Origin of the sequence: Mycobacterium gallinarum (assembly GCF_010726765.1) — a bacterium.
Taxonomy (GTDB): Bacteria; Actinomycetota; Actinomycetes; order Mycobacteriales; family Mycobacteriaceae; genus Mycobacterium; species Mycobacterium gallinarum.
The window spans coordinates 5,301,008-5,319,931 of sequence record NZ_AP022601.1 but is presented as its reverse complement, the minus strand read 5'-3'; the positions used below and the strand labels follow the sequence as shown (position 1 = coordinate 5,319,931).

At 64.9% G+C, this 18,924-nt stretch carries 18 protein-coding genes and 1 pseudogene; 9 read left to right on the top strand and 10 right to left on the bottom strand.

Features of this window, described 5'->3' with window-relative positions; genetic code table 11:
- The first annotated feature begins 110 nt into the window (after positions 1 to 110).
- Both G6N42_RS26270 and G6N42_RS26265 read left to right on the top strand, forming a co-directional pair.
- Entirely contained in the window at positions 111 to 1,340 is a 1,230-nt protein-coding gene (locus G6N42_RS26270; RefSeq protein ID WP_163734934.1) for a cytochrome P450, read from the top strand.
- The gene (locus G6N42_RS26265; RefSeq protein WP_163734931.1) at positions 1,333 to 2,004 is read left to right on the top strand and encodes a TetR/AcrR family transcriptional regulator; all 672 of its coding nucleotides are present in this window, start codon (positions 1,333 to 1,335) and stop codon (positions 2,002 to 2,004) included. Before G6N42_RS26270 ends, G6N42_RS26265 begins: the two co-directional genes overlap by 8 nt.
- 66 nt (positions 2,005 to 2,070) lie before the next feature.
- On the opposite strand, the gene G6N42_RS26260 is transcribed toward G6N42_RS26265, so the two are convergent.
- Positions 2,071 to 3,321 (bottom strand): serine hydrolase domain-containing protein, encoded by a 1,251-nt coding sequence (locus G6N42_RS26260; protein ID WP_163734928.1) that lies wholly within the window; start codon positions 3,319 to 3,321, stop codon positions 2,071 to 2,073.
- Positions 3,322 to 3,387: 66 nt separating this feature from the next.
- Positions 3,388 to 4,386 carry a hypothetical protein gene (locus G6N42_RS26255; protein ID WP_232076336.1) on the bottom strand — a complete coding sequence of 333 codons (999 nt, stop codon included), beginning with the start codon at positions 4,384 to 4,386 and terminating at the stop codon, positions 3,388 to 3,390.
- 61 nt (positions 4,387 to 4,447) lie between these two features.
- Here G6N42_RS26255 and G6N42_RS26250 point away from each other — a divergent pair, with 61 nt between their 5' ends.
- A complete protein-coding gene (locus G6N42_RS26250; protein WP_163734925.1) occupies positions 4,448 to 5,080 on the top strand; it encodes a TetR/AcrR family transcriptional regulator in 633 nt (210 codons plus the stop codon).
- Between the two features lie 116 nt (positions 5,081 to 5,196).
- Positions 5,197 to 5,526 (top strand): hemophore-related protein, encoded by a 330-nt coding sequence (locus G6N42_RS26245; RefSeq protein WP_163734921.1) that lies wholly within the window; start codon positions 5,197 to 5,199, stop codon positions 5,524 to 5,526.
- Between the two features lie 15 nt (positions 5,527 to 5,541).
- On the opposite strand, the gene G6N42_RS26240 is transcribed toward G6N42_RS26245, so the two are convergent.
- The 3 genes from G6N42_RS26240 to G6N42_RS26225 all read right to left on the bottom strand — a co-directional run bounded on the left by G6N42_RS26240 (position 5,542) and on the right by G6N42_RS26225 (position 9,304).
- The gene (locus G6N42_RS26240; protein ID WP_163734917.1) at positions 5,542 to 6,909 is read right to left on the bottom strand and encodes a serine/threonine-protein kinase; all 1,368 of its coding nucleotides are present in this window, start codon (positions 6,907 to 6,909) and stop codon (positions 5,542 to 5,544) included.
- 275 nt (positions 6,910 to 7,184) lie between these two features.
- Positions 7,185 to 7,652, bottom strand: a complete 468-nt coding sequence (locus tag G6N42_RS26230) for a cyclic nucleotide-binding domain-containing protein (RefSeq protein ID WP_163734912.1) — start codon at positions 7,650 to 7,652, stop codon at positions 7,185 to 7,187.
- A gap of 104 nt (positions 7,653 to 7,756) precedes the next feature.
- Positions 7,757 to 9,304 carry a serine/threonine-protein kinase gene (locus tag G6N42_RS26225; protein WP_163734910.1) on the bottom strand — a complete coding sequence of 516 codons (1,548 nt, stop codon included), beginning with the start codon at positions 9,302 to 9,304 and terminating at the stop codon, positions 7,757 to 7,759.
- A 380-nt stretch (positions 9,305 to 9,684) separates the two neighbouring features.
- On the opposite strand from G6N42_RS26225, the gene G6N42_RS26220 reads away from it, so the two are divergent.
- Positions 9,685 to 10,596 carry a cyclopropane mycolic acid synthase family methyltransferase gene (locus G6N42_RS26220; RefSeq protein ID WP_410506732.1) on the top strand — a complete coding sequence of 304 codons (912 nt, stop codon included), beginning with the start codon at positions 9,685 to 9,687 and terminating at the stop codon, positions 10,594 to 10,596.
- A 44-nt stretch (positions 10,597 to 10,640) separates the two neighbouring features.
- Positions 10,641 to 11,525, top strand: coding sequence for a cyclopropane mycolic acid synthase family methyltransferase (locus G6N42_RS26215; protein WP_163734904.1), 885 nt, complete (start codon positions 10,641 to 10,643; stop codon positions 11,523 to 11,525).
- Between the two features lie 35 nt (positions 11,526 to 11,560).
- Here the strand turns inward: G6N42_RS26215 and G6N42_RS26210 are convergent, their stop codons facing one another.
- Positions 11,561 to 12,811 carry a KasA/KasB family beta-ketoacyl-ACP synthase gene (locus G6N42_RS26210; RefSeq protein WP_163734901.1) on the bottom strand — a complete coding sequence of 417 codons (1,251 nt, stop codon included), beginning with the start codon at positions 12,809 to 12,811 and terminating at the stop codon, positions 11,561 to 11,563.
- A 215-nt stretch (positions 12,812 to 13,026) separates the two neighbouring features.
- On the opposite strand from G6N42_RS26210, the pseudogene G6N42_RS26205 reads away from it, so the two are divergent.
- A pseudogene (locus G6N42_RS26205) lies at positions 13,027 to 13,135 on the top strand (polyphosphate kinase 2); the annotation flags it as partial.
- A 36-nt stretch (positions 13,136 to 13,171) separates the two neighbouring features.
- On the opposite strand, the gene G6N42_RS26200 reads toward G6N42_RS26205, so the two are convergent.
- Together G6N42_RS26200 and G6N42_RS26195 are read right to left on the bottom strand one after the other, a co-directional pair.
- Positions 13,172 to 13,726 (bottom strand): DUF5994 family protein, encoded by a 555-nt coding sequence (locus G6N42_RS26200; RefSeq protein ID WP_163734898.1) that lies wholly within the window; start codon positions 13,724 to 13,726, stop codon positions 13,172 to 13,174.
- A 378-nt stretch (positions 13,727 to 14,104) separates the two neighbouring features.
- Positions 14,105 to 14,308, bottom strand: a complete 204-nt coding sequence (locus tag G6N42_RS26195; protein WP_083128005.1) for a cold-shock protein — start codon at positions 14,306 to 14,308, stop codon at positions 14,105 to 14,107.
- Between the two features lie 331 nt (positions 14,309 to 14,639).
- Between G6N42_RS26195 and G6N42_RS26190 the strand changes: the two genes are divergently transcribed.
- Positions 14,640 to 15,992, top strand: a complete 1,353-nt coding sequence (locus G6N42_RS26190) for a glycoside hydrolase family 183 protein (protein ID WP_163734895.1) — start codon at positions 14,640 to 14,642, stop codon at positions 15,990 to 15,992.
- 39 nt (positions 15,993 to 16,031) lie between these two features.
- Positions 16,032 to 16,763: an N-acetylmuramoyl-L-alanine amidase gene (locus G6N42_RS26185; RefSeq protein WP_163734893.1), complete on the top strand. Its 732-nt coding sequence runs from the start codon at positions 16,032 to 16,034 to the stop codon at positions 16,761 to 16,763.
- Positions 16,764 to 16,767: 4 nt separating this feature from the next.
- Here G6N42_RS26185 and G6N42_RS31330 read toward each other — a convergent pair whose 3' ends face one another.
- Both G6N42_RS31330 and G6N42_RS26175 read right to left on the bottom strand, forming a co-directional pair.
- Positions 16,768 to 17,433, bottom strand: a complete 666-nt coding sequence (locus G6N42_RS31330; RefSeq protein WP_232076334.1) for a DUF4333 domain-containing protein — start codon at positions 17,431 to 17,433, stop codon at positions 16,768 to 16,770.
- Positions 17,430 to 18,872, bottom strand: a complete 1,443-nt coding sequence (locus G6N42_RS26175) for a neutral zinc metallopeptidase (protein ID WP_434059630.1) — start codon at positions 18,870 to 18,872, stop codon at positions 17,430 to 17,432. Before G6N42_RS26175 ends, G6N42_RS31330 begins: the two co-directional genes overlap by 4 nt.
- Positions 18,873 to 18,924: the final 52 nt, after the last annotated feature.

Sequence of the window (18,924 nt, the reverse complement as noted above, 5' to 3'; positions counted from 1 at the left end):
TTGCCACTGCGTATGGCAAGCGAACCTGCTTTCTATCGATATCGTTGACTTCCATCGGTCCTAGTCATACATTCTGTGAATTCTGTCGTCTCATCCCGAGCGGGTAGCCAATGACTGTCGACGTGCTCTGCCCCAATGTCTTCGACGCCGGACTCCCGACGCTGGACTATGACGTCAAGGACACGCCCGCAGACGTCTATCCGCGGATTCGCCAAGCACAGGCACAGGCCCCGATCGCCATCGGACCATTCGGGCCCGAGATCATTTCCCACGAGTTGGCGCGGACGATGCTGCGCGACCCGCGCTTCACGATCCCTCCCGGAATGAACCTCATGGTGCAAGGCATCACGTCGGGGCCCCTGTGGGACAAGATCGTCAATAGCCTGCTCGGCCTCGACGGCGAACCGCACCGCCGACTGCGCAGCCTGGTCTCCAAGGCGTTCACCCCCCGCGCCAGCGCGCGCATGCACAACACCATCGTCGAGGTGATCAACGACCTCATCGATCACGTTGCCGCCCAGGGACGTTGCGACGTCGTCACGGATATTGCCCGGCCGTATCCAGTGCCGATCATCTGCGCCCTACTTGGCGCACCCCGCGAGGACTGGCAGCTGTTCTCACGTTGGGCCGACGAGATATTCACTGCGTTCACTTTCAATCCCGACGGTGTCGACGAGGCGTTCGTCATGCGAGCGTGGGGTGAACTCGACGATTACGTCGACGAGATGGTCGCGCGTCGGCGCCACACCCCGACCGACGATCTGCTCTCCGCCCTGATCCGCGCGGAGGACGAAGGTGATCGCCTCAACGCCGCCGAACTGCGCATGCTGGCGGGTGGGCTCCTGCTGGCGGGCACCGACACCACCCGCAATCAACTAGCCGGGTCCATCGATGCGCTTGTCGACCATCCCGACCAGTGGGCGCTGCTCGCGGAGAACCCTGAACTGGCGGCCAACGCGGTCGAAGAGACGATTCGCCATTCGCCGATCGGATCCGGCACCCTGCGCACCGTCACCGAAGACACGGATTTCGCGGGACATCTGTTCCCCGCCGGAACGATGGTGATCGTCAATACGTTGGCGGCCAACCGGGATCCGGCGGTCTACGACGACCCTGACCGCTTCGACCTAACCCGTTCAGGCGCGCCCGCGGTACTGACCTTCGGCGGCGGTATCCACTATTGCCTCGGCGCGAACCTGGCCCGCCTGGAGCTCGCCGAGGCCCTCAAGATCGTGACCCGCCGGATGACCAACCCCTCGCGCACCGGTCCGGCACCATGGAAGCCGATGATGGAATTGAGCGGACCGACGACGCTGCCGATCGAGTTCAGCAGTGCCTAATCGCGGCTGGTCGGGCAACCCCCCGGCGTCCGACGAGGAGGCGATCGACCGCATCCTCGACGTGGCCGACACGATCATCGCCGAACGCGGATCCGCGGTGCGGATCGCCGACGTCGCGCGCACGCTCGGTGTCACCCGGCAGACGGTCTACCGCTATTTTCCGGGTACCGAAGAGCTGCTGCTGGCGAGCGGAATGCGCACGGCCGACGGCTTTCTCGACCAACTTGCCGAACACACCAGGGGCTTGACCGAGCCCGCCGCGGCGATGGTCGAAGGCATCGCCTTCGCCGTCGAGAGACTGGCCGAAGATGCGCACTTCGCCAATCTGCTCAGGAACGGCAACAAGAGCGGCGCGGCAGTCTCGCTCACGTCCGACACCTCCAAGGCCTTCAGCCGCTCGATGCTGCACCGCTGCGACGTCGACTGGGAGAAGCACGGTTACGACGAGGCGGCGCTCGACGAGCTCGCCGAGTTGGGGCTGCGTACGTTCCACTCGATACTCGTCGACCCCGGCGAACCCGCGCGTGACGGTTATGTCCTGCGCCGCTTCATCTCTCGATGGCTGGGCCCTGCCATCGTCTACCCGCGGCTGACGCAGGTCATGGAGGCGCTGCAGCCTGTCAGTGTCCGCCCGGAGCGCAGGCGGCCTACTGCCGCTTCCTGACCTGCTCAGAGATGTTCTACCGCCGCGGGAATGGACGACGGATAACCTCGTCGAAGACGTGCTGGCCTAGTAATTCATCCCGGTATAGACCTCGTTGAGAACCTTCGGCAGCAACGCGTTGGCGGTCGTGGCGCCGTCGGGTGACAACGTGAGGTTCGTCCAAATAACCAGCGTCACATCGTTTTCCGGATCATGACCCATGAACGAGTTGAAGCCCGGCAGCTCGCCGCCGTGGTAGTACATCTGCGCGGTCGGACTGTAACGCTGATACGAGATTCCATATCCGTACATCTGCCCGCCGGGTGAATCCGCATCCTCGATTTGTAGGCTGTCCAACCACTGCTGCTGATAGTCGGAGTCGAACACCTTGCCCGATACCAGCGCCTTGATCCACTTAGCCAGGTCGTCGGCTGTCGAGATGGCTCCGCCCGCCGCGGTGGCGTATGACGGGTTCTGATACGTGTAGTCGATCGGTTTGAGTGCACCGGAACGCATTTCGGCTTGCATCTCCGACGGGTACGGGATGTCGGCCAGCGCGTACTTGCTCTCGCCGTACATGTAACCGTGTGAGTACGGCGCCGGAATCGACGTGTCGTCGATCGCCGGAAGCGATGTCTGGCTGATGCCGACCGGGCCGAACAGGCGTTGCTTGAACTGTTCGGCAAGCGGACGCCCGCCGACCTTCTCGGCGATGACGCCCAGCACCACGTAGTTGGTGTTGTCGTACATGTACTCCGCGCCCGGAGCGAACTCCCGGGGCTGGGCGAACGCGATCGCCAACGCCTCTTGCGGCGTCCAGGCTTTCACCGGATTGGAGTCGAGGGATTCGGCGAGTTCGGGTGCTTCGGTGTAGTTGTAGAGGCCGCTGCGCATCTTCAGCAGATCGGCGATCGTGGTCTTGTCACCGTCGGGAACGTCAGGCAAGTAGTTCGACACAGGATCAGTGAAATTCAGCTTGCCGTCCTGCGCGAGCAGCACGATGAGCGCAGCGGTCAGCGTCTTGGTGTTCGACGCGATCCGGAAATGCGTACCCCCGGCAGGCGGCCGCTGCGCGCCGAGCTCGGTCGTACCGACCGCTGCTCGATATTCCCCCTGCGGGGTCCGCAGAACCACCATCGCGCCCGGCACGTAAAGGTCCTTGGCCGCCTTCTCGACGGCGGCTTGGAACGCCGCGGGATCGATGGGTTTGAGCGCCGGGTTGGCCGCCGTCGACGTCGTGGCCGTCTCCGATGCCGTCGTCGACTCCGACGACGAGCAGGCGCCGATGACCAAGCCCAGGCACATCGCCAGTGACGCGACCCGAACCGTTGCCTTCATGGCCGCACCCTAGATCTCGAAAGTCAGGCGCGCGGGGGAACGGCCGCACGCGACTCGAGGCGGGACTCAACGCACGGGCCTTGGGGGTATGTGGGATCGTGCCAAGCTCGGAGCGACAGAGTCGCTGACGTTGGTATCGGCAGTAGTAGTTGAGCGACACAGTCGCTCTGAGGTTGGCACGACAGCACCTTGACCCCGGAGGGGCGCCCTACGCGGGCGGGTCACAGCGTCCACCACTCGGTGCAGCCACGGTGTGCGGGCGGGCCGCCACACATGCCGGTGCTCGGCCGGCCACGCGTACGCGGGTCCGCCGTCGTCGACCAGCCATCGCAGACGAGGCTCACCCAGCGCGCGCGCCGACATCGCATACAGTGCCTCGGCCCGCGGCGCGATCACCCCGACGTCGACCATCCGAAACACTCTGTTCTCGCTGTCGATGATCTCTTCGATCGTCACGTCCTTGATCGGATAGCTCACGGGCAGCACATCTTTCATCGACAGCAGCGCCTGCGGTCCGCGCGCCCGCGGATGGCCGACGAGCGTCGCCAAGGGCGCGAACCGACCCAGCGCGAGGTTCGCGTCGAACACCAGAGCATGCGCGTACAGCACCCGCACCAGAACCACATTCATGAAGAACCGCTCGGCCAGGCCCTCCCGCTCGGCCAGCTCCGCGTGCGCAAGATAACCGGCCACGACGCTCGCGTTGTGGGCCAGGTACCAGGACCGTGCCGACGGCGCGCGGAAGAAGTCCACCCAGTGCTGAACCGTCGGTCGCGACGCCACGACATCCTCACGCTCGACCAGAAGCTTCGCCTCGAGGGCGTCGCGCAGCAGATCCTCGTTGACCGCACGCCACCACGGGCTGCCCGGCGCCGCGGCGTCCAATGCATTGAGGACACCCCGCGTCTGCTGCCACCGCATGAAGGCCACCACCGCGCGCCGGTACGCGCGGAAGGGCCGCCGCGAACCGCGAAGCGCATACGTGTCGCCGGCCAACCGAATGCGCGCCCCGGGATCGTCGCGCACCTCGGCGACCATCCGCGAGGCTTCCTGAGCGGCGGTCACGTTCTGCCCCTTTCGTCGAATGTGAACGCTATTCACATTTGCGAATGTTAGCGTTGTAAACATGCCACGTCCAGTGGAAATTCCCCATCCCGACAAGTCCCCGCACGCCAAGCGGGGCGCCTACCACCACGGAGATCTCAAGCGCGCACTGACCGATGCGGCGTTGCAGTTGGTTCAGGAGAAGGGCCCGAAGGGCTTCACGCTGCGCGAGGTCGCCCGGCGCGCGGGCGTCAGCGCTGCCGCGCCCTATCGACACTTCGCCGACAAGGCACAGCTGCTGGCCGCGGTGGCCACGCAGGGGTTCCTCCAACTGCACGAGGTGTTGGATGCCACGATCGCCGCCAACGACGACCTCGCCGAGCAAGCACTCGCGATGGGCAGGGAGTACGTGCGGTGGGCCGTCACCCATCCCGACTACTACCAGGTGATGTTTGGTGCCGAACTCGATAAGACGGAGAGCCCCGAGGTGATCGCCGCCGGGATACGTGCCTTCGACGATCTACTCGACACAATCGTGCGGTGCCAGCAGGCCGGCCTGCTGGCCGCCGGCGATCCGCGCGCGACCGCAGGCCCTATTTGGTCGCTGCTGCACGGCATTTCGATGCTCACAATCGGCAGCGATCTCGCCCATGTCGGCATCGACGAGGAAACCGAGGCGCTGACGGAACGTTCGCTGCGCCAGATGATGTTCTGACCGCCCGATTCCGCTCTCTTAGTGTTTACTCAGAGACGTTCTGCCACAAGGGGAATAGGCGTCCTCGATCGAAAAGAGACATGGTGAGCAGGGCTGATGCGTGCTAGCGTCGACGTATGCGCTTGAAAGCAAAGACTCTCGTCGCCTCGGGCGGTTTGCTGCTGTCGATGGCCGCCGGCGCCGGAACGGCGTCTGCACAGGATTTGGCCCCGCTCCTCAACACCACCTGCACGTATCCGCAGGTGGTCGGGGCGCTCTCGGCTCAGAACCCAGCCGCTGCGGGCCAGTTGACCGCCTCACCCTCGACCGTCGCCATTCTCCAGCAGTACCTCGTCTCGGGTCCCACCGAGCGCCAGCAAATGCTCTCGCGGCTGCAGACGATGCCGGGCGCCGCACAGTACGTCGGCCTGCTGTTGGGCGTCGCAGCCACCTGCAACAGCTTCTGACTCGCGAGGCGCCGCCTACGCCGGCCCGGTGAGGTTGCCGTCGCGGATGTCCCTGCGGCACTCGATCCGGGTCTTGCCCGTTTCACCCACACACACCCGCACCTGTTCCTCGATCCCCGGCGGGTACACCTCGTCGGTCGGAGCCGGCGTGGCGGTCGGATTCGGTACCGGGCCTTGGTAAATCGACCATAGATGGTCACCGGTTGACGGCAGTCGCGAGCAGTACGCCTGCTGGCCGGTCGTAGCGACACCCGCCGAGCCCAGCGGATCGCAGTCCGCACCGATGCGCACCACCGGCACGACCGGGGCGCTCGTCGGAGCCGACGCTTCAGCGCTGGCCGGTGGACGTTGGGGCGCCGGCTCATCCCGATTCGCGATGGTCACCCCAACCGCGATCGCCGCGCCGCCGAGCACCGCGGCCACACCCGCTGCCAGCAGTCCGAGCCGCAACCTGCTCGACCCGCCGTTCTTGATGTGCTTGTTCTGCCGCCCCGACGCGGGGGCCGAAATCGTCTGATCGGTGGCTCCGATCTGCTGTGCCACCTCAGACAGGCCGTGAGCCATCGCCTCGGCGAAGTCGCTGCACGAGTCGAAGCGGTCGCTGGGCGCCTTGGCCAGCGCGCGCTGGAACGCGGGGCCCAATCCGGATAGTTCGGGGATGCGGTCGCCGATCGACGGCGGGCTGGCCGTGAGGTGATTGCTGATCACCACCGCCGGGTTGTCGTGCTGGAACAGCTGTTGGCCGGTGAGAAGGTGGAAGGCGGTCGCGGCAAGTGCGTACTGGTCGGCCCGGCCGTCGAGCGCGTGGCCCATCAGCTGTTCAGGCGCCGCGTAGGCCACGGTGCCGACGGTCATGTTGGTGGCCGTCAGATCGGAGGTATCCGCGTTCGAGCGTGCGATGCCGAAGTCCGCGAGCAGCGCGCGACTGAAGGTGGAGTTCGACTGGGCCAGAAGGATATTCGACGGCTTGACGTCTCGATGGAGCAGGTGCTGCTGGTGCGCGTAATCCAGCGCGTCGGCGACGCCCGACACGATCCGCACGACGTCCGCGGGCGGTAGCCCGCCGCCCTGGTGCTCGGCGAGCAGCCGCGCGGCGTCGGTGCCCTCGACGAAGTCCATCGTGATCCAGAATTGACCGTTGTACTCGCCGCGGTCGTGCACTCCGACGATGTTCGGGTGCCACAGACGCGCAACCAGGTCGGCCTCGCGGTTGAAGCGCTCGAGGTATTCGCGGTCGGTGGTCAGCTCGACCGGCAAGATCTTCAGAGCGTCGTATCGGGGCAGCCTCGGGTGCTGGACCAGATACACCTCGCCCATGCCGCCCGCGCCCAGTTGGCGCACGACGGTGTACCCTGCGAAAACGTCGCCTTCGGCTAGCGGCATGGCGCCACACCCCACATGGTGCCGCTATCGCCGTTTCGCGCCATCCGCAAACCTTCGCACGAACGCGCGACGCGGTTGCTGTGGGGGTTACTTCGACGCTGTGACCGGCATCGGAACGGGAGTGACGAGCCGGCCCGACTCCAGGAAGCTGTTCAGATTGCGCAGCGTGGGCTCCTCCATCGCCGCGCGGGTTCGCCGTCATTCAAGGCTCACTGGCGACGGCTGTTGTCCCACAGTCCTTCGGTTGCCGGCGACGAGTAGCTCACCGCGACAGATCAACTCGGTTCGGCGGTGGCCGATGCAGGTACGTGGCGCGCCACGGTTTCATCCAACGTTTCACGCAGGGCGCGGATTTCGGTGAGCAAGCGTTCGAGGTCGTCACGCTCGATGTGCAACACCTCGGCCCTACCGGTCGTCGTCACGGTCGCGTTGCGCAGTTTGCCGCGGCGAAGCGCGGATTCGCCGATGATCTCGCCCGGCCCAACGAGGGCGATGCGCTCGTGACCGACATACACGCCCGCTTCGCCACTGAGCAGGATGTAGCAGGCGTCCGACGGAGTGTGTTGGCGAATCAGCGGCCACGGCCCAGATGTCGAGGTGCGATGGGCGGCCTCGACGAGTTTCTTCAGGTCGTCGTCGGAAAACTTCTCGAACGTCGGAAACTCGCGCAGCCGGCGGGCACTCTCCTGCTGTTCCTGCTTGCGGGCCTCAGCGCTGGCGCGTTCGTACGAGCGATTGTCCATGGTCGTTCCCCGATCCGCGATGTGACCCCTGACGACGTGAGCCTATCCATCAAACGACACGGATGCGGCCATAATCCCTGCGATTTCGGAGCGAAATCGCAGTATTACCGCTGATCCGCGCCGTACTCCAGCGCCGGCTCCGCCGAATCCACACCGCCCCTGCTCAGAATGGTCAGCATGTCGGGCTGCACCTCGTAGCGGGCGCCGTCGGCGGGGTTGACCGCAGTGAATCCGCCGCCCGACGGAACCGCGTTGGACAGTTGCAGATTGGCACCGTCGCGCAGCCGCTCACCACGGTAGTAATAGGTGCCCGGCGCCGACTCACACACGACCGCAATGGAATTCGACGTTCTGATCGCCGCAGCAGGCGTGCTGCCCGCATCACAGCGCGCCGTACGGCCGACGAACCCCTGCGCGTCTGTGCCCGACACCCCCGAAATGGGTTCGGATCTGGCCGACGGCGACGTCGTGGTGGGAGTGGTGGTCGACGGCGACTCCTCGTCCGTCGGCGTGGTCGTGACCGTCGTCGTCGAGGGTGTCGGCAGCGCGAGCTTGGTCTGCGGTGCCGACCCGCCGTCGCGGTCGCCGAAAACCAGCACCGTCGCGAGCACCACCGCCACTGTGAACATCGCGATCGTCGCTGCCAGCAGCGCCACCTGCGTCGGGCTGAACCGCGACTTCTTGGCCGACGGGACGGGTGGCGGCACCGGACCGTGCGGCCGCTGGTAGCCCGTCCGCGCCGGGTTCGGGTCGAGCGCCGAGAACTGCCTGGTATTGCTCGGCGCGGGTGGCATCGGTGATGGCGCCGGCGTCGAATCCGTCATCGCCGCGGCAGCCGCTTTTGCCAGCTCACCGGCAGTCGGATACCTGTCGTTCGGCTGCTTCGCCATGCCCTTCGCGACGACGTCGTCGAACGCGCGGTTGATCCCCCTGCGCATGATGCTCGGCCGCGGGGGCGGCGAGAACATGTGCGCACCCATCATCTGCCGCACATCTCCCGCCTCGAACGGGGCGCGGCCGGTCAGACACTCGTAGAGCAGGCAGGTCAGCGAGTAGACGTCCGCGGCGGGCCCACCGCGGCCTCCGCTGAACCGCTCCGCCGCCATGTAGGCACACGACCCGATGACCAGCCCGGTGCTCGTCACGTTCGCCTCACCGCCGCCATGCGCAATGCCGAAGTCGACCAGATAGGCGAAGTCGTCGGACGTCAGCAACACGTTCTCCGGCTTGATGTCGCGGTGCACCAGACCGTTGCCGTGCGCCGCGTCCAGGGCAGCCGCAACCTGGCTGATGATCGACACCGCGCGGGTCGGCGGGAGCGCGCCCTTGACCCGCAACTCGTCCTTCAGGCTGGCGCCCTCGACGAGGCGCATGTCGATGTAGAGGACGCCGTCGATATCGCCGAAGTCGTGCACCGGGATGACATGCGGTTCCTGCAGCCGCGCGGCGACGCGGGACTCGCGGCGAAACCGCTGCTGAAAGCCCTGGTCTGCGGCTACCTCCGTACGCAGCAGCTTGATCGCCACCAGGCGTTCTCTGACCGTGTCGTAGGCGCGGTACACCTCGCCCATGCCGCCTTCGCCGATCAGCGCTTGAAGCTCATACGGGCCGAATTGCGTACCCACGCGAGTGCCGCCGTTCGGGGAACCCATATGAATCCTTCCGTTCTTCCGGTAAGCGTGTTTGCAGGTCGATCCGCTACGTTCAAGCGAGTTCCCGCAGCGCGCTCTTCCTTAACCCGCTCCCCACAGCGGGCAGATTGTGGCACCATCATTGGGGCCACTGAAAACAAAGCAGCACAAGCGATTTGCTTCAGTAGCCGAGTCTACAAAGGGTCGAGGTGCATTGCGAACTGATGTCCGCCCACCTGCGATGACACCAGCCGGGTGGCGCACCCCCGCGTAGTACTCCACAAATTCAGAGGCATAACGTCGGCCGTGATGGGGAACACCTCCTTGTCGACGTTCGAGTCGGTACCCGTGCAAGATCTGTGACAGGAGCCGCGGTGGCTAGTTCAACTGAAAAATCCCAGGTGAGTACGCCTGACCCGAAATCCAAGTGGCTATCTGAGTCGGCGGCCCAGACCCGTGGTTCGGACAAGAAGGAAGTTCAGTTCCACTACGACATCTCGAACGACTTCTTCAAGCTGTGGCAGGACCCCACCCAGACCTATAGCTGCGCGTATTTCGAGCGCGACGACATGTCTCTCGAAGAAGCGCAGATGGCCAAGGTCGATCTTTCATTGGGAAAGTTGGGCCTTCAGCCCGGGATGACGCTGCTCGACATCGGCTGCGGCTGGGGTTCGACCATCATGCGGGCCGTCGACAAATACGACGTCAACGTCATCGGTCTGACGCTGTCGGAAAACCAGAAACAGCACATCGAGGACCACTGGTTCGCCAACTCCAAGAGCAAGCGCAACATGGAGGTTCGCCTGCAGCCGTGGGAGGACTTCGACGAGCCCGTCGACCGCATCGTGTCCATCGGGGCGTTCGAGCACTTCGGCTTCAACAAGTACGACGACTACTTCAAGAAGACGTTCAACTGCCTACCCGATGACGGCGTCATGCTGCTGCACACGATCATCATTCCCGAGGACGAGGAGATCAAGGCCAAGGGGCTGCCGCTGACCATGTCGAACGTCCGCTTCATCAAGTTCATCATGGACGAGATCTACCCCGGCGGTCGTCTGCCCCTGGGATCGATGGTCAAAAAGCACGCAGTCGGCGCCGGCTACACCGTGACACGCGAGCAACACCTGCAACCGCATTACGTCCGCACACTCGACACCTGGGCGGCAAATCTCGAGGCCAATAAAGACGAGGCTGTCGCGATCACGTCCGACGAGGTCTACGAGCGATTCATGAAGTACCTGACCGGCTGCGCCGACCTCTTCCGCAACGGCTACACCGATGTGTGTCAGTTCACTTGCGAGAAGGCTTGATTCGTTTCGGAATCAACTGAGTCTATTTAGTAGGGTCATCGACAATGACTGACATCGAGTCCGGACCAACCGATATGCGGCCTCACTTCGAAGAGATTCAGGCCCATTACGACCTTTCGGACGAGTTCTTCGGTCTCTTCCAAGATTCTTCGCGAACGTACAGTTGCGCGTTCTTCGAGCGTGACGACATGACGCTCGGCGAAGCGCAGTTAGCCAAAATCGATCTGGCACTTGGCAAGCTGGATCTACAGCCGGGCATGACGTTGCTCGATGTCGGCTGCGGCTGGGGTTCGGTCATGCAACGCGCCGTCGAGCGCTACGACGTCAACGTCGTCGGCCTGACCCTGAGCAAGAACCAGTACCGCTACTGCGGGCAGCTCTTCGAGACCCTCGACACCGATCGCAGCACCCGCGTCGAGCTACACGGCTGGGAGGAGTTCGACGAACCCGTCGATCGCATCGTCAGCATCGAGGCGTTCGAGGCCTTCCCCAAGGAGCGCTACGCCGCCTTCTTCGAGACGTGCTACCGCATCCTTCCCGAGGGTGGCCGACTGGTACTGCAGACGATCATGGGCCATCCGCTCAAGCGCTGGCCCGACCTCGGCATTCCCATCGTCATGTCGGACCTGAAGTTCATGCGGTTCATCGCCAAGGAGATCTTCCCCGGTGGTTCCATCCCGTGCGACGAGGACATCATCGGGCTTTCCGGCAAGGCCGGTTTCTCGATGCACCACTTCGAGACCCTGAATCCGCACTACGTACGCACCCTGCGAACGTGGGCCGACAATCTCGAAGCCGCACACGACGAGGCCGTCGCCGCCACGTCCGAAGAGGTCTACGAGCGCTACATGAAATACCTGACCGGGTGCGCGGACTTCTTCGAGCGCGGCATCAGCGAACTCGGCCAATTCACCCTGATCAAGGGGTGACCGCGGTTAGTCGCTTGGCAATGGACTGACCGCCGTCAGGGCGCGCCGAAGGCCAGCACGACATTGTTGCCGCCCAGCCCGAAGGAATTCGACACCGCGTACCGATAGTCGCCGGGCCGGGGCCGGTCCGCCACCACGTCGAGGTCGATCTCGGGATCGAGGGACTTCAGGTTGCGGGTCGCCGGAATGATGCCGTCGCGCAGCGCCTGCACCGTCAGCACCGCCTCCACGGCGCCTGCGGCGCCCAACGAATGACCCAGCGCCGCCTTGGGCGCATATACCGCCGCCGAATGGTCGCCCAGCGCGCGCCGGATCGCGTGGGCCTCGGCAAGGTCGCCGAGTTTGGTGCCGGTCGCGTGTGCGTTGACGTGGTCGATGTCGGTCGCCGTGAGGCCGGCCAGTTGAATCGCCCGGCTGATCGCGTCGCCCGCCCGCTCACCGGTCGGGTCGGCGTCCACGACGTCGTAGCCGTCTGACGTGATGGCCGCGCCCATAAGTCGAGCGAGAATCGGAGCGCCTCGCGCCTTGGCGTGTTCTTCGGTTTCGATGAGCATCAGCGCAGCGCCCTCGCCGAGCACCATGCCATCGCGGTCGGTGTCGAACGGGCGGCACGCACCCGCCGGGTCGTCGTCATTGGTCGACAACCACCCGAGGTTGTTGAATGCCGCGACCGGCACGGCTTCGATGCAGTTCTCGACGCCGCCGCAGATGGCGATATCGGCCTCGCCCAGGATGATGCCCTGCCAGGCTTCCGCGATGGCGGCCGCGCCCGAGGCGTCTGCCAGCACCGGCGACGTGATGCCCGCCCTGGCCTTGAAGTCCAGGCCGACCGAGGCGGCCGGCGCGTTAGGCATGTGCATCTGCACAGCCAACGGATTGGCCGCGCGGACGCCACGTTCCTTGAAGTCGTCGTAGAGCCTGATCATCGCCTCGGTACTGGCGAGCGCAAGGCCGATCGAAACGAGGAGGCGACGGGTGTCGACTTCGGGGGATCCAGCGGTCTCCCACAGGCGTCGGCCGAGCACCCGCGACATCTTCTGCATATACGACAGTCGACGGAGCTCGACCCGGTCGAGGTACTGGTCGAACTCCTCTCGGAGTTCACCTCCGATGCGGACGGGAAAGTTGTATTCATCGACGAATGGCTTCTCGAGTCGGCGAATTCCGCTCTGCCCCTCCAGCAACTGCTGCCAGGTCTCTTCGGCGTTGGTCGCCAAGGCATTGCTCGACGCCAGCGCTGTGACGACGACATCGGGAAGTCCGTCGCCGGTGGTCCTACTCGCCATGGGTCACCAAAGTTCCTTCACTGCGCTAGCTGACCTGGTCGAGATTTCCCCAATGTACGACCGAATATGCGTCGGCGCAGCGACTTTTTGCACGCACCTGAATCCAACATTAGCGGCAACTGCCCTAGCGGTGAAACCCGTGCCCGAGATCGATCTAGAGGCACTCTGGACAAGCGCGCACGGCTACACGGTCAACGACGAGGACGACGATGACCCGGTCGTGGTACAAACCGCGCCGGTGTCGAGAAGGTGATGGGGTTCTGCACCCCCGAGGAGCATGCCGGATTCTCAAGGCAGGCAAGGATGTTCGAAGACATGCTCGTCAGCAGCCAATCAGGAGATTCTCGTCGCGAAGTTCGACTACGACGACAAGGACGACGAAGTCGTCGGCGAACCGGACCCATTGCTCGTGGGGCGGGCTTTGGAGGACTGAGGGCTACGCAGCCGACCAGCCCAGATCGCACTCTCGGCCCGCGCGACACTCATCACGGTGCGCGCGGTCTCCCACAGTTGACTCCCGCGATCCGCGTGCACGGCGGGCAGACCCGCTGCGCAGCGCATGACCATCGCGCCGAGATTCGCGGATGTCATATACGGCACCACAAGTAGATTCGCGCAGGTACCGCGTCCCTCGACCTTCATCAGGCGAGGACGCCGGGGACCCGGGCTGTCAACCGTCCTGGCACCGCTGATGATCGAGTCGAAATCGACCGGGCCCTCGGTGGGCGACCAGTTGATGGCGATGTCGACGATTTCCCCCAGCGGCGCATGCAGGAGTCCGATCAGTTCAGGAAGCTCCGCGCCAACCGAGGCGGTGTGCGGCCACCACGCCCCGTCGATGTCGGAGCCCAATTGGGGAGCGAGCAGAAGGCGAACGGGGCGGGCCAACCGGCGCGTCCCCGACAGGCCGTTCACGGCAAGGGCTTAGCGGAAGATGACTTCTTCTGGTCGCTGTCCGAGAAGGTGGGCATCGGAGTGGGCTCCGTGGAGCTCGCGCGCTTGTCGGCGACGTGTGGCTGGTGGGGGTGTGAAAACAGATCTGACGATTCCATAGAACACGTCCTTAAAACATACGGGTAAGAGCCCATACATACGAAGTGGGCGAACGGAGATACGTCCGCAGGCTGATCGCGAGAGCGACATCAGGAGAATGCTGAGGCGAAAGGCCTGACATCCAATTTACCCGATCATCGATCAAATCGGTGATTCGCCTTCACGCTCGACTGCAAAGTCCGTAGAAAGCGGTGTGGGCTGGCGGGTATGTACCCACCAGCCCACACGACCAAGATCAGGTTATACGGCGGACACACCGACTGCCTGGGGACCCTTGGTCCCCTGCTCGACGGTGAACTCAACACGCTGGTTCTCCTCGAGCGACTTGTATCCATTTCCCTGGATTTCGCTGAAGTGGACGAAAACGTCGTCCGCTCCGCCATCCGGAGCAATAAAGCCGAAGCCCTTATCGCTGTTGAACCACTTCACAGTTCCCTGCGTCATACTTTTCTACTTCTCTCATTGTGTAACGGATGTCGACAGACACCCGTCTAAAGCCTAGCACGCCCAGGGGCGAAGGCGTATTCGCCTGTGCGGTAATCCTTTTGGCGTTCGGCTCAATTGCGGGCGCAGATGGGCGGGAAAGCATCGCCGACTTCTCCTGAGCAGCAACACTTCTGAACGAAACACCAGGGTTGCGCAGGACATCGATTGCGACACGGTCACGGAAAGGTATCCATCCGGGTAGCAATAGTCACAAAAATCCCACTGGTCACTATCGTCACATGAAGCCGCTTATGACGTCACCGCGACGTCGTGCCCTGAAAGGTGTGACATGTCGCCGCGTCATCTCATCGCATCGCTGTCAGCGGTATCGGCGACCGTTCTGACCGTGGCCATCGGCGTGGCACCGACCGCATTCGCCCAGCCCTGCAGCGGTGCGGCCGCAGCCATCCAGCCTCCCGCGTCATCCAACTCCGGCGAGACCCCGGACCTGCCGGGCGACGGTCGGCCCCGGGGCCAGCGGCCTACCGGTGCCAATGAGGGCGCCGCGCTGCCGAGTCTGGGGCAGGTCCAAGGGGCCTCCCGATACGAACAGCAAGCCGCGGTGGTGCCCGATGCCGCCCAGCCTGTTCCCGATGCCAACCCGGTGGCGCCGCCGGCGCCTCCTCCGCCTCCGGCGCCACCGGGCACGTCACTCGTCGGCTGGGTGACGGGACCGGAAAGCCCGAACGACACCGTCAATCGCTTCGCCATCACCGGCACCGACCTGGGCATCATGTGGGATAACGGTGGCGGTGAGGTGCTGATGGCCTTCGGCGACACCTATGGGTACTGCGGTGTGCGCGGCCAGCAGTGGCGGTACAACGCCCTGTTCCGCAGCCGGGACGGCGTGCTGTCCAAGACGGTGTCGGCATCGAGTTCTCCCCTTTGGTCTCAAGGACTTTCGAAGCAGATCATCAACAGCATCAAGTTCTCACCGACCGAGAAGGGCATCATCCCGACCGCGGGTATCGCAGTCGGCGGCAAGCAGTACCTGAACTTCATGTCGATCAAGAATTGGGACAGCGACGGTCGCTGGACGACGAACTTCTCGGCGATCGCGGTCTCACCGGACAACGGCGAGCACTGGGGCGTCTATCCGGACTCCGTGCGCCCGGCGTCGCCGAACAGCACCGACCGGGTCCAGTACGTCGCGGGCAACGAGAACTTCCAGCAGGGCGCCTTCCTCACGCCGGGGCCCGGTGATCCATACCTCTACTCGTTCGGCACCCCGGCTGGGCGCGGTGGTGCGGCGTACATGTCACGGGTGCTGCCCCAGAGCGTGCCCGACCTTCGCAGGTACGAGTACTGGAGTTCGGCCTCCAACTCGTGGGTGCCGGGCAACCCCGGGGCGGCGACGCCGGTGATCCCCGGACCCGTCAGCGAGATGTCGGCGCAGTTCAACAAGCATCTGGGGCAGTACCTGGTGCTATACGGCAACGGTGCCAACGACATGGTGATGAGGACCGCGCCCGCACCGCAGGGGCCGTGGAGCCCAGAGCGGGTGCTGGTTCCGTCGATGCAGTTCCCCGGCGGTATCTACGCGCCCTTCCTGCATCCGTGGTCGACCGGCCGCGAGCTGTACTACAACGTGTCGCTGTGGTCGGCATACAACGTCATGCTGATGAGAACCGTTCTGCCGTAAGGGTCTGTGTCGGGCCGGCATCTGCTTATCCTGGGCGCCATGGACATTCGTCCGCCCGAAGAACATGAGCGCCGTCCCGAGGTCATCAGCCGGCGTCGGCTGCTCTGGCTGAGCGGCGCCGGACTGGCAGCCGCCGTCGCGCCGATCGCGACGCCTGTCGTGACGTCCGCTGCGCCCGTGGCGCATCAGATCTTGTGCCGGGACGCTTGGGGTGCCGCTCCAGCTCGCCCCGGCGGCAGGACACACACGCTCAATCGCATGACGATCCATCACACCGAAGTGACCCTGGGTGACAACGCCGATGCTCCCGCCCGGCTCCGTCAGCACCAGCGCTACCACCAGGACACGCACGGATGGATCGACATCGCCTACCACTTCAGCGTCGACCGCAACGGCAACATCTACCAGCTGCGAAGGCCAGACCTCGTGGGCGACACCGCGACGAATTACGACCCGACCGGCCACTTCCTCGTCGTGTGCGAGGGCGATTTCGACAACGAGCAGGTCAGCGAGGATCAGCTCAACGGAGCAGCACTCGTATTGGCCTCAGCCGCACAGCAATTCGGTATCTCGACTGACACGCTGGCGGGTCACCGCGACTTCAGCTCGACGACGACCTGCCCCGGCGCAAGCCTCTACGAACATGTGACCTCAGGCGATCTCCAGAACCGGGTGGACGGGCTCCTCGCCGCGGGCCCGGTCGGCCTGCCGTTGCTCTGCGGGCCCGAAGCGACCGAAAACGTCGCGGCCATCGAATCGGGTCTGCGCTGACTGTCTAGCGCGGTCCGTCGACCTCGTAGGTGCCGAGGTCGTCCTGGAAGACCACCTGCACCGTGCGCTTCGCGCCCTTGATGGTCACGTCGCAGGAGAAGCCCGCGCCGACTTCGACCTTCGGATTCTTGCCACCGTTGCACTTCACAGCCGACACGTCGTTCGCGCCGTAGCCGTTGATCGGATTGCTGAGAATCTCCGTCACACCGGCTTCGGCAGCGCCGACGTCGAGAACCGTTCCGCCGCCGAGGAATCCGGAGATCCAAAGTCCCCCGATCAATGCCGCGCCGCCGATGACGATGACCGCGGCGACCGCGCCGGCGATCATCGGGAGTCGCGACTGTCGAGGCTTCGCCGGCGGCGGTTGTGGTGCAGCGGGCTGCTGGCCGTACTGCTGCGCCGGCGTCTCCGCGGGTGTCCACTGTGGAGTCGGACGGGCCGCGGGCGGCCAACCGGGTTGCTGCTGCGGCGGGTAGTGCGGAGGCGGCTGCTGCGGAGGCGGCGGGTACTGAGGCCGCTGCGGCGCCGGGTATTGGGGCCGCTGCGGCGGGTACTGGGGGCGCTGCGGCGGTGGGGTTGCCGGCCCGCCGGGCTGCGGAGCACCGCCAGGGCGCTGCCACCACGGTTGTCCGGGTGGCTGTCCGGAGCCTCCGTCGGGTGGGCGCGTCATGTGAACCGCTCGAAACACTCGTCGATGCGGCTGGAAAGCCCCAACCGATAGGCCAAAATCCGAGAGAAGCCCGCCGGTGCCGGAACCCCGTTGACATCGCTGGCGGCCAGTCCGTTGGCCAGTAGCCCCGCCACCGCCTCATCGGTGTCTCCCGGCGACAGGATGAAGTCGGCGCCGTCCTCTTCGGTCATCTGCCCCTGCGCCACGCCGGTCAGACAGGCCGTGCGCAGCGCCGCGACGGGCGTGTCGATTTTCGCGCCACGCTCCTTCTGTATCGCGAGCGCATAGCGCGACGTCACTATCGACAACGCGGAGTTGTCGCCTTGCACCAACACCTCGTCGCTCTCCTCGTTCTTGGTCGCTCCCGCCGCTTGCAGCGCGGGCATGTCCACGAAGATCTTGTTGGAGTCCGGGCAGTAGGAGGTCGGTTCGGTGATCGTGGCACCCGTGCATTCGGACCGGTCGGTGGTCAATGTCGGAGCCTCGGCCGGCTGAAAAGTCGTGTCCAGCACGGCCATCAGCTTCGCGAGGGTGTCGTCGTTGATCGGGCTGTCCAGCGAGGTGCCGGAGTCGAAGGTGACGTGTTCGGGCAGATCACCCTGACGCTTGGTGATCTCGTCCATGTCGATCGCCGCGCATTGGTCCGCACCACCGGTGAAACCCAACTGAAAAGCACTGACGCGGTCGAGTGCCGAGCCGTGTGGGTCGTCGGACGGTCCGCCTTCCAAGCGGTCGCGGATGTAGATGACCCCGGCGAGCACGTGGTTGAGACCGTCGCCGGTGCTCAGCGTGAACCGCGGCGAATCTCCGGCGGCCACCCAATGCAGGTACACCCCGGCGAAGCAGTCGGCTTGCTGTTCTCTGACCAGGCCGGGGGTGTCCATGTCGGCGATCCCGGCCATCCATTGCAGCGCGTGCCCGTACTCGTGGGCGATCACGCCGACGACGCCCATGTCACCGAAATACTCCTGCGCGACGGGCAGGAACACTCCGCGGTCCCAGATCATCGTGTTGAGCCGGAAGCAGAACGCGGCGTTGGGGCTGTCGTACATCGACGAGCCACACAGCTCCGGACTGTTCGGATCCGTCGAATCGTAGGACGCCAGGGTGTCCACCGGTTCGAACTGACCCGCCAGATACTTCTCGTAGTTATCGGCCCAGAAGTCCTGAATATCGTTGACCGCCAACAGCGCCAGTCGATCCATCGGGCCGTCGTCGGAGTACTCCACGGTGCCCTCGGGCGCAGGCGCATTCGGACGCGGACCGCTGGGCCCCTCGCTGACCGGCAGGCCGCCGACGCGCTCGGGGTTGAACAGCATGGACGTCGCCCGGCCGTCGATCACAGTAGGTGTGCACGCCGTCAACAGCGCCGCGCAGACGACGACCGGCACCAGGCGGGCGAAGCCCCTGCGCACCGTCGCGCCCGCGCCGTGCCGCATCACCCGCACCACGTCGTTCACTTGCAGTTACCCCTGTCAGTGCAGTCTTCCC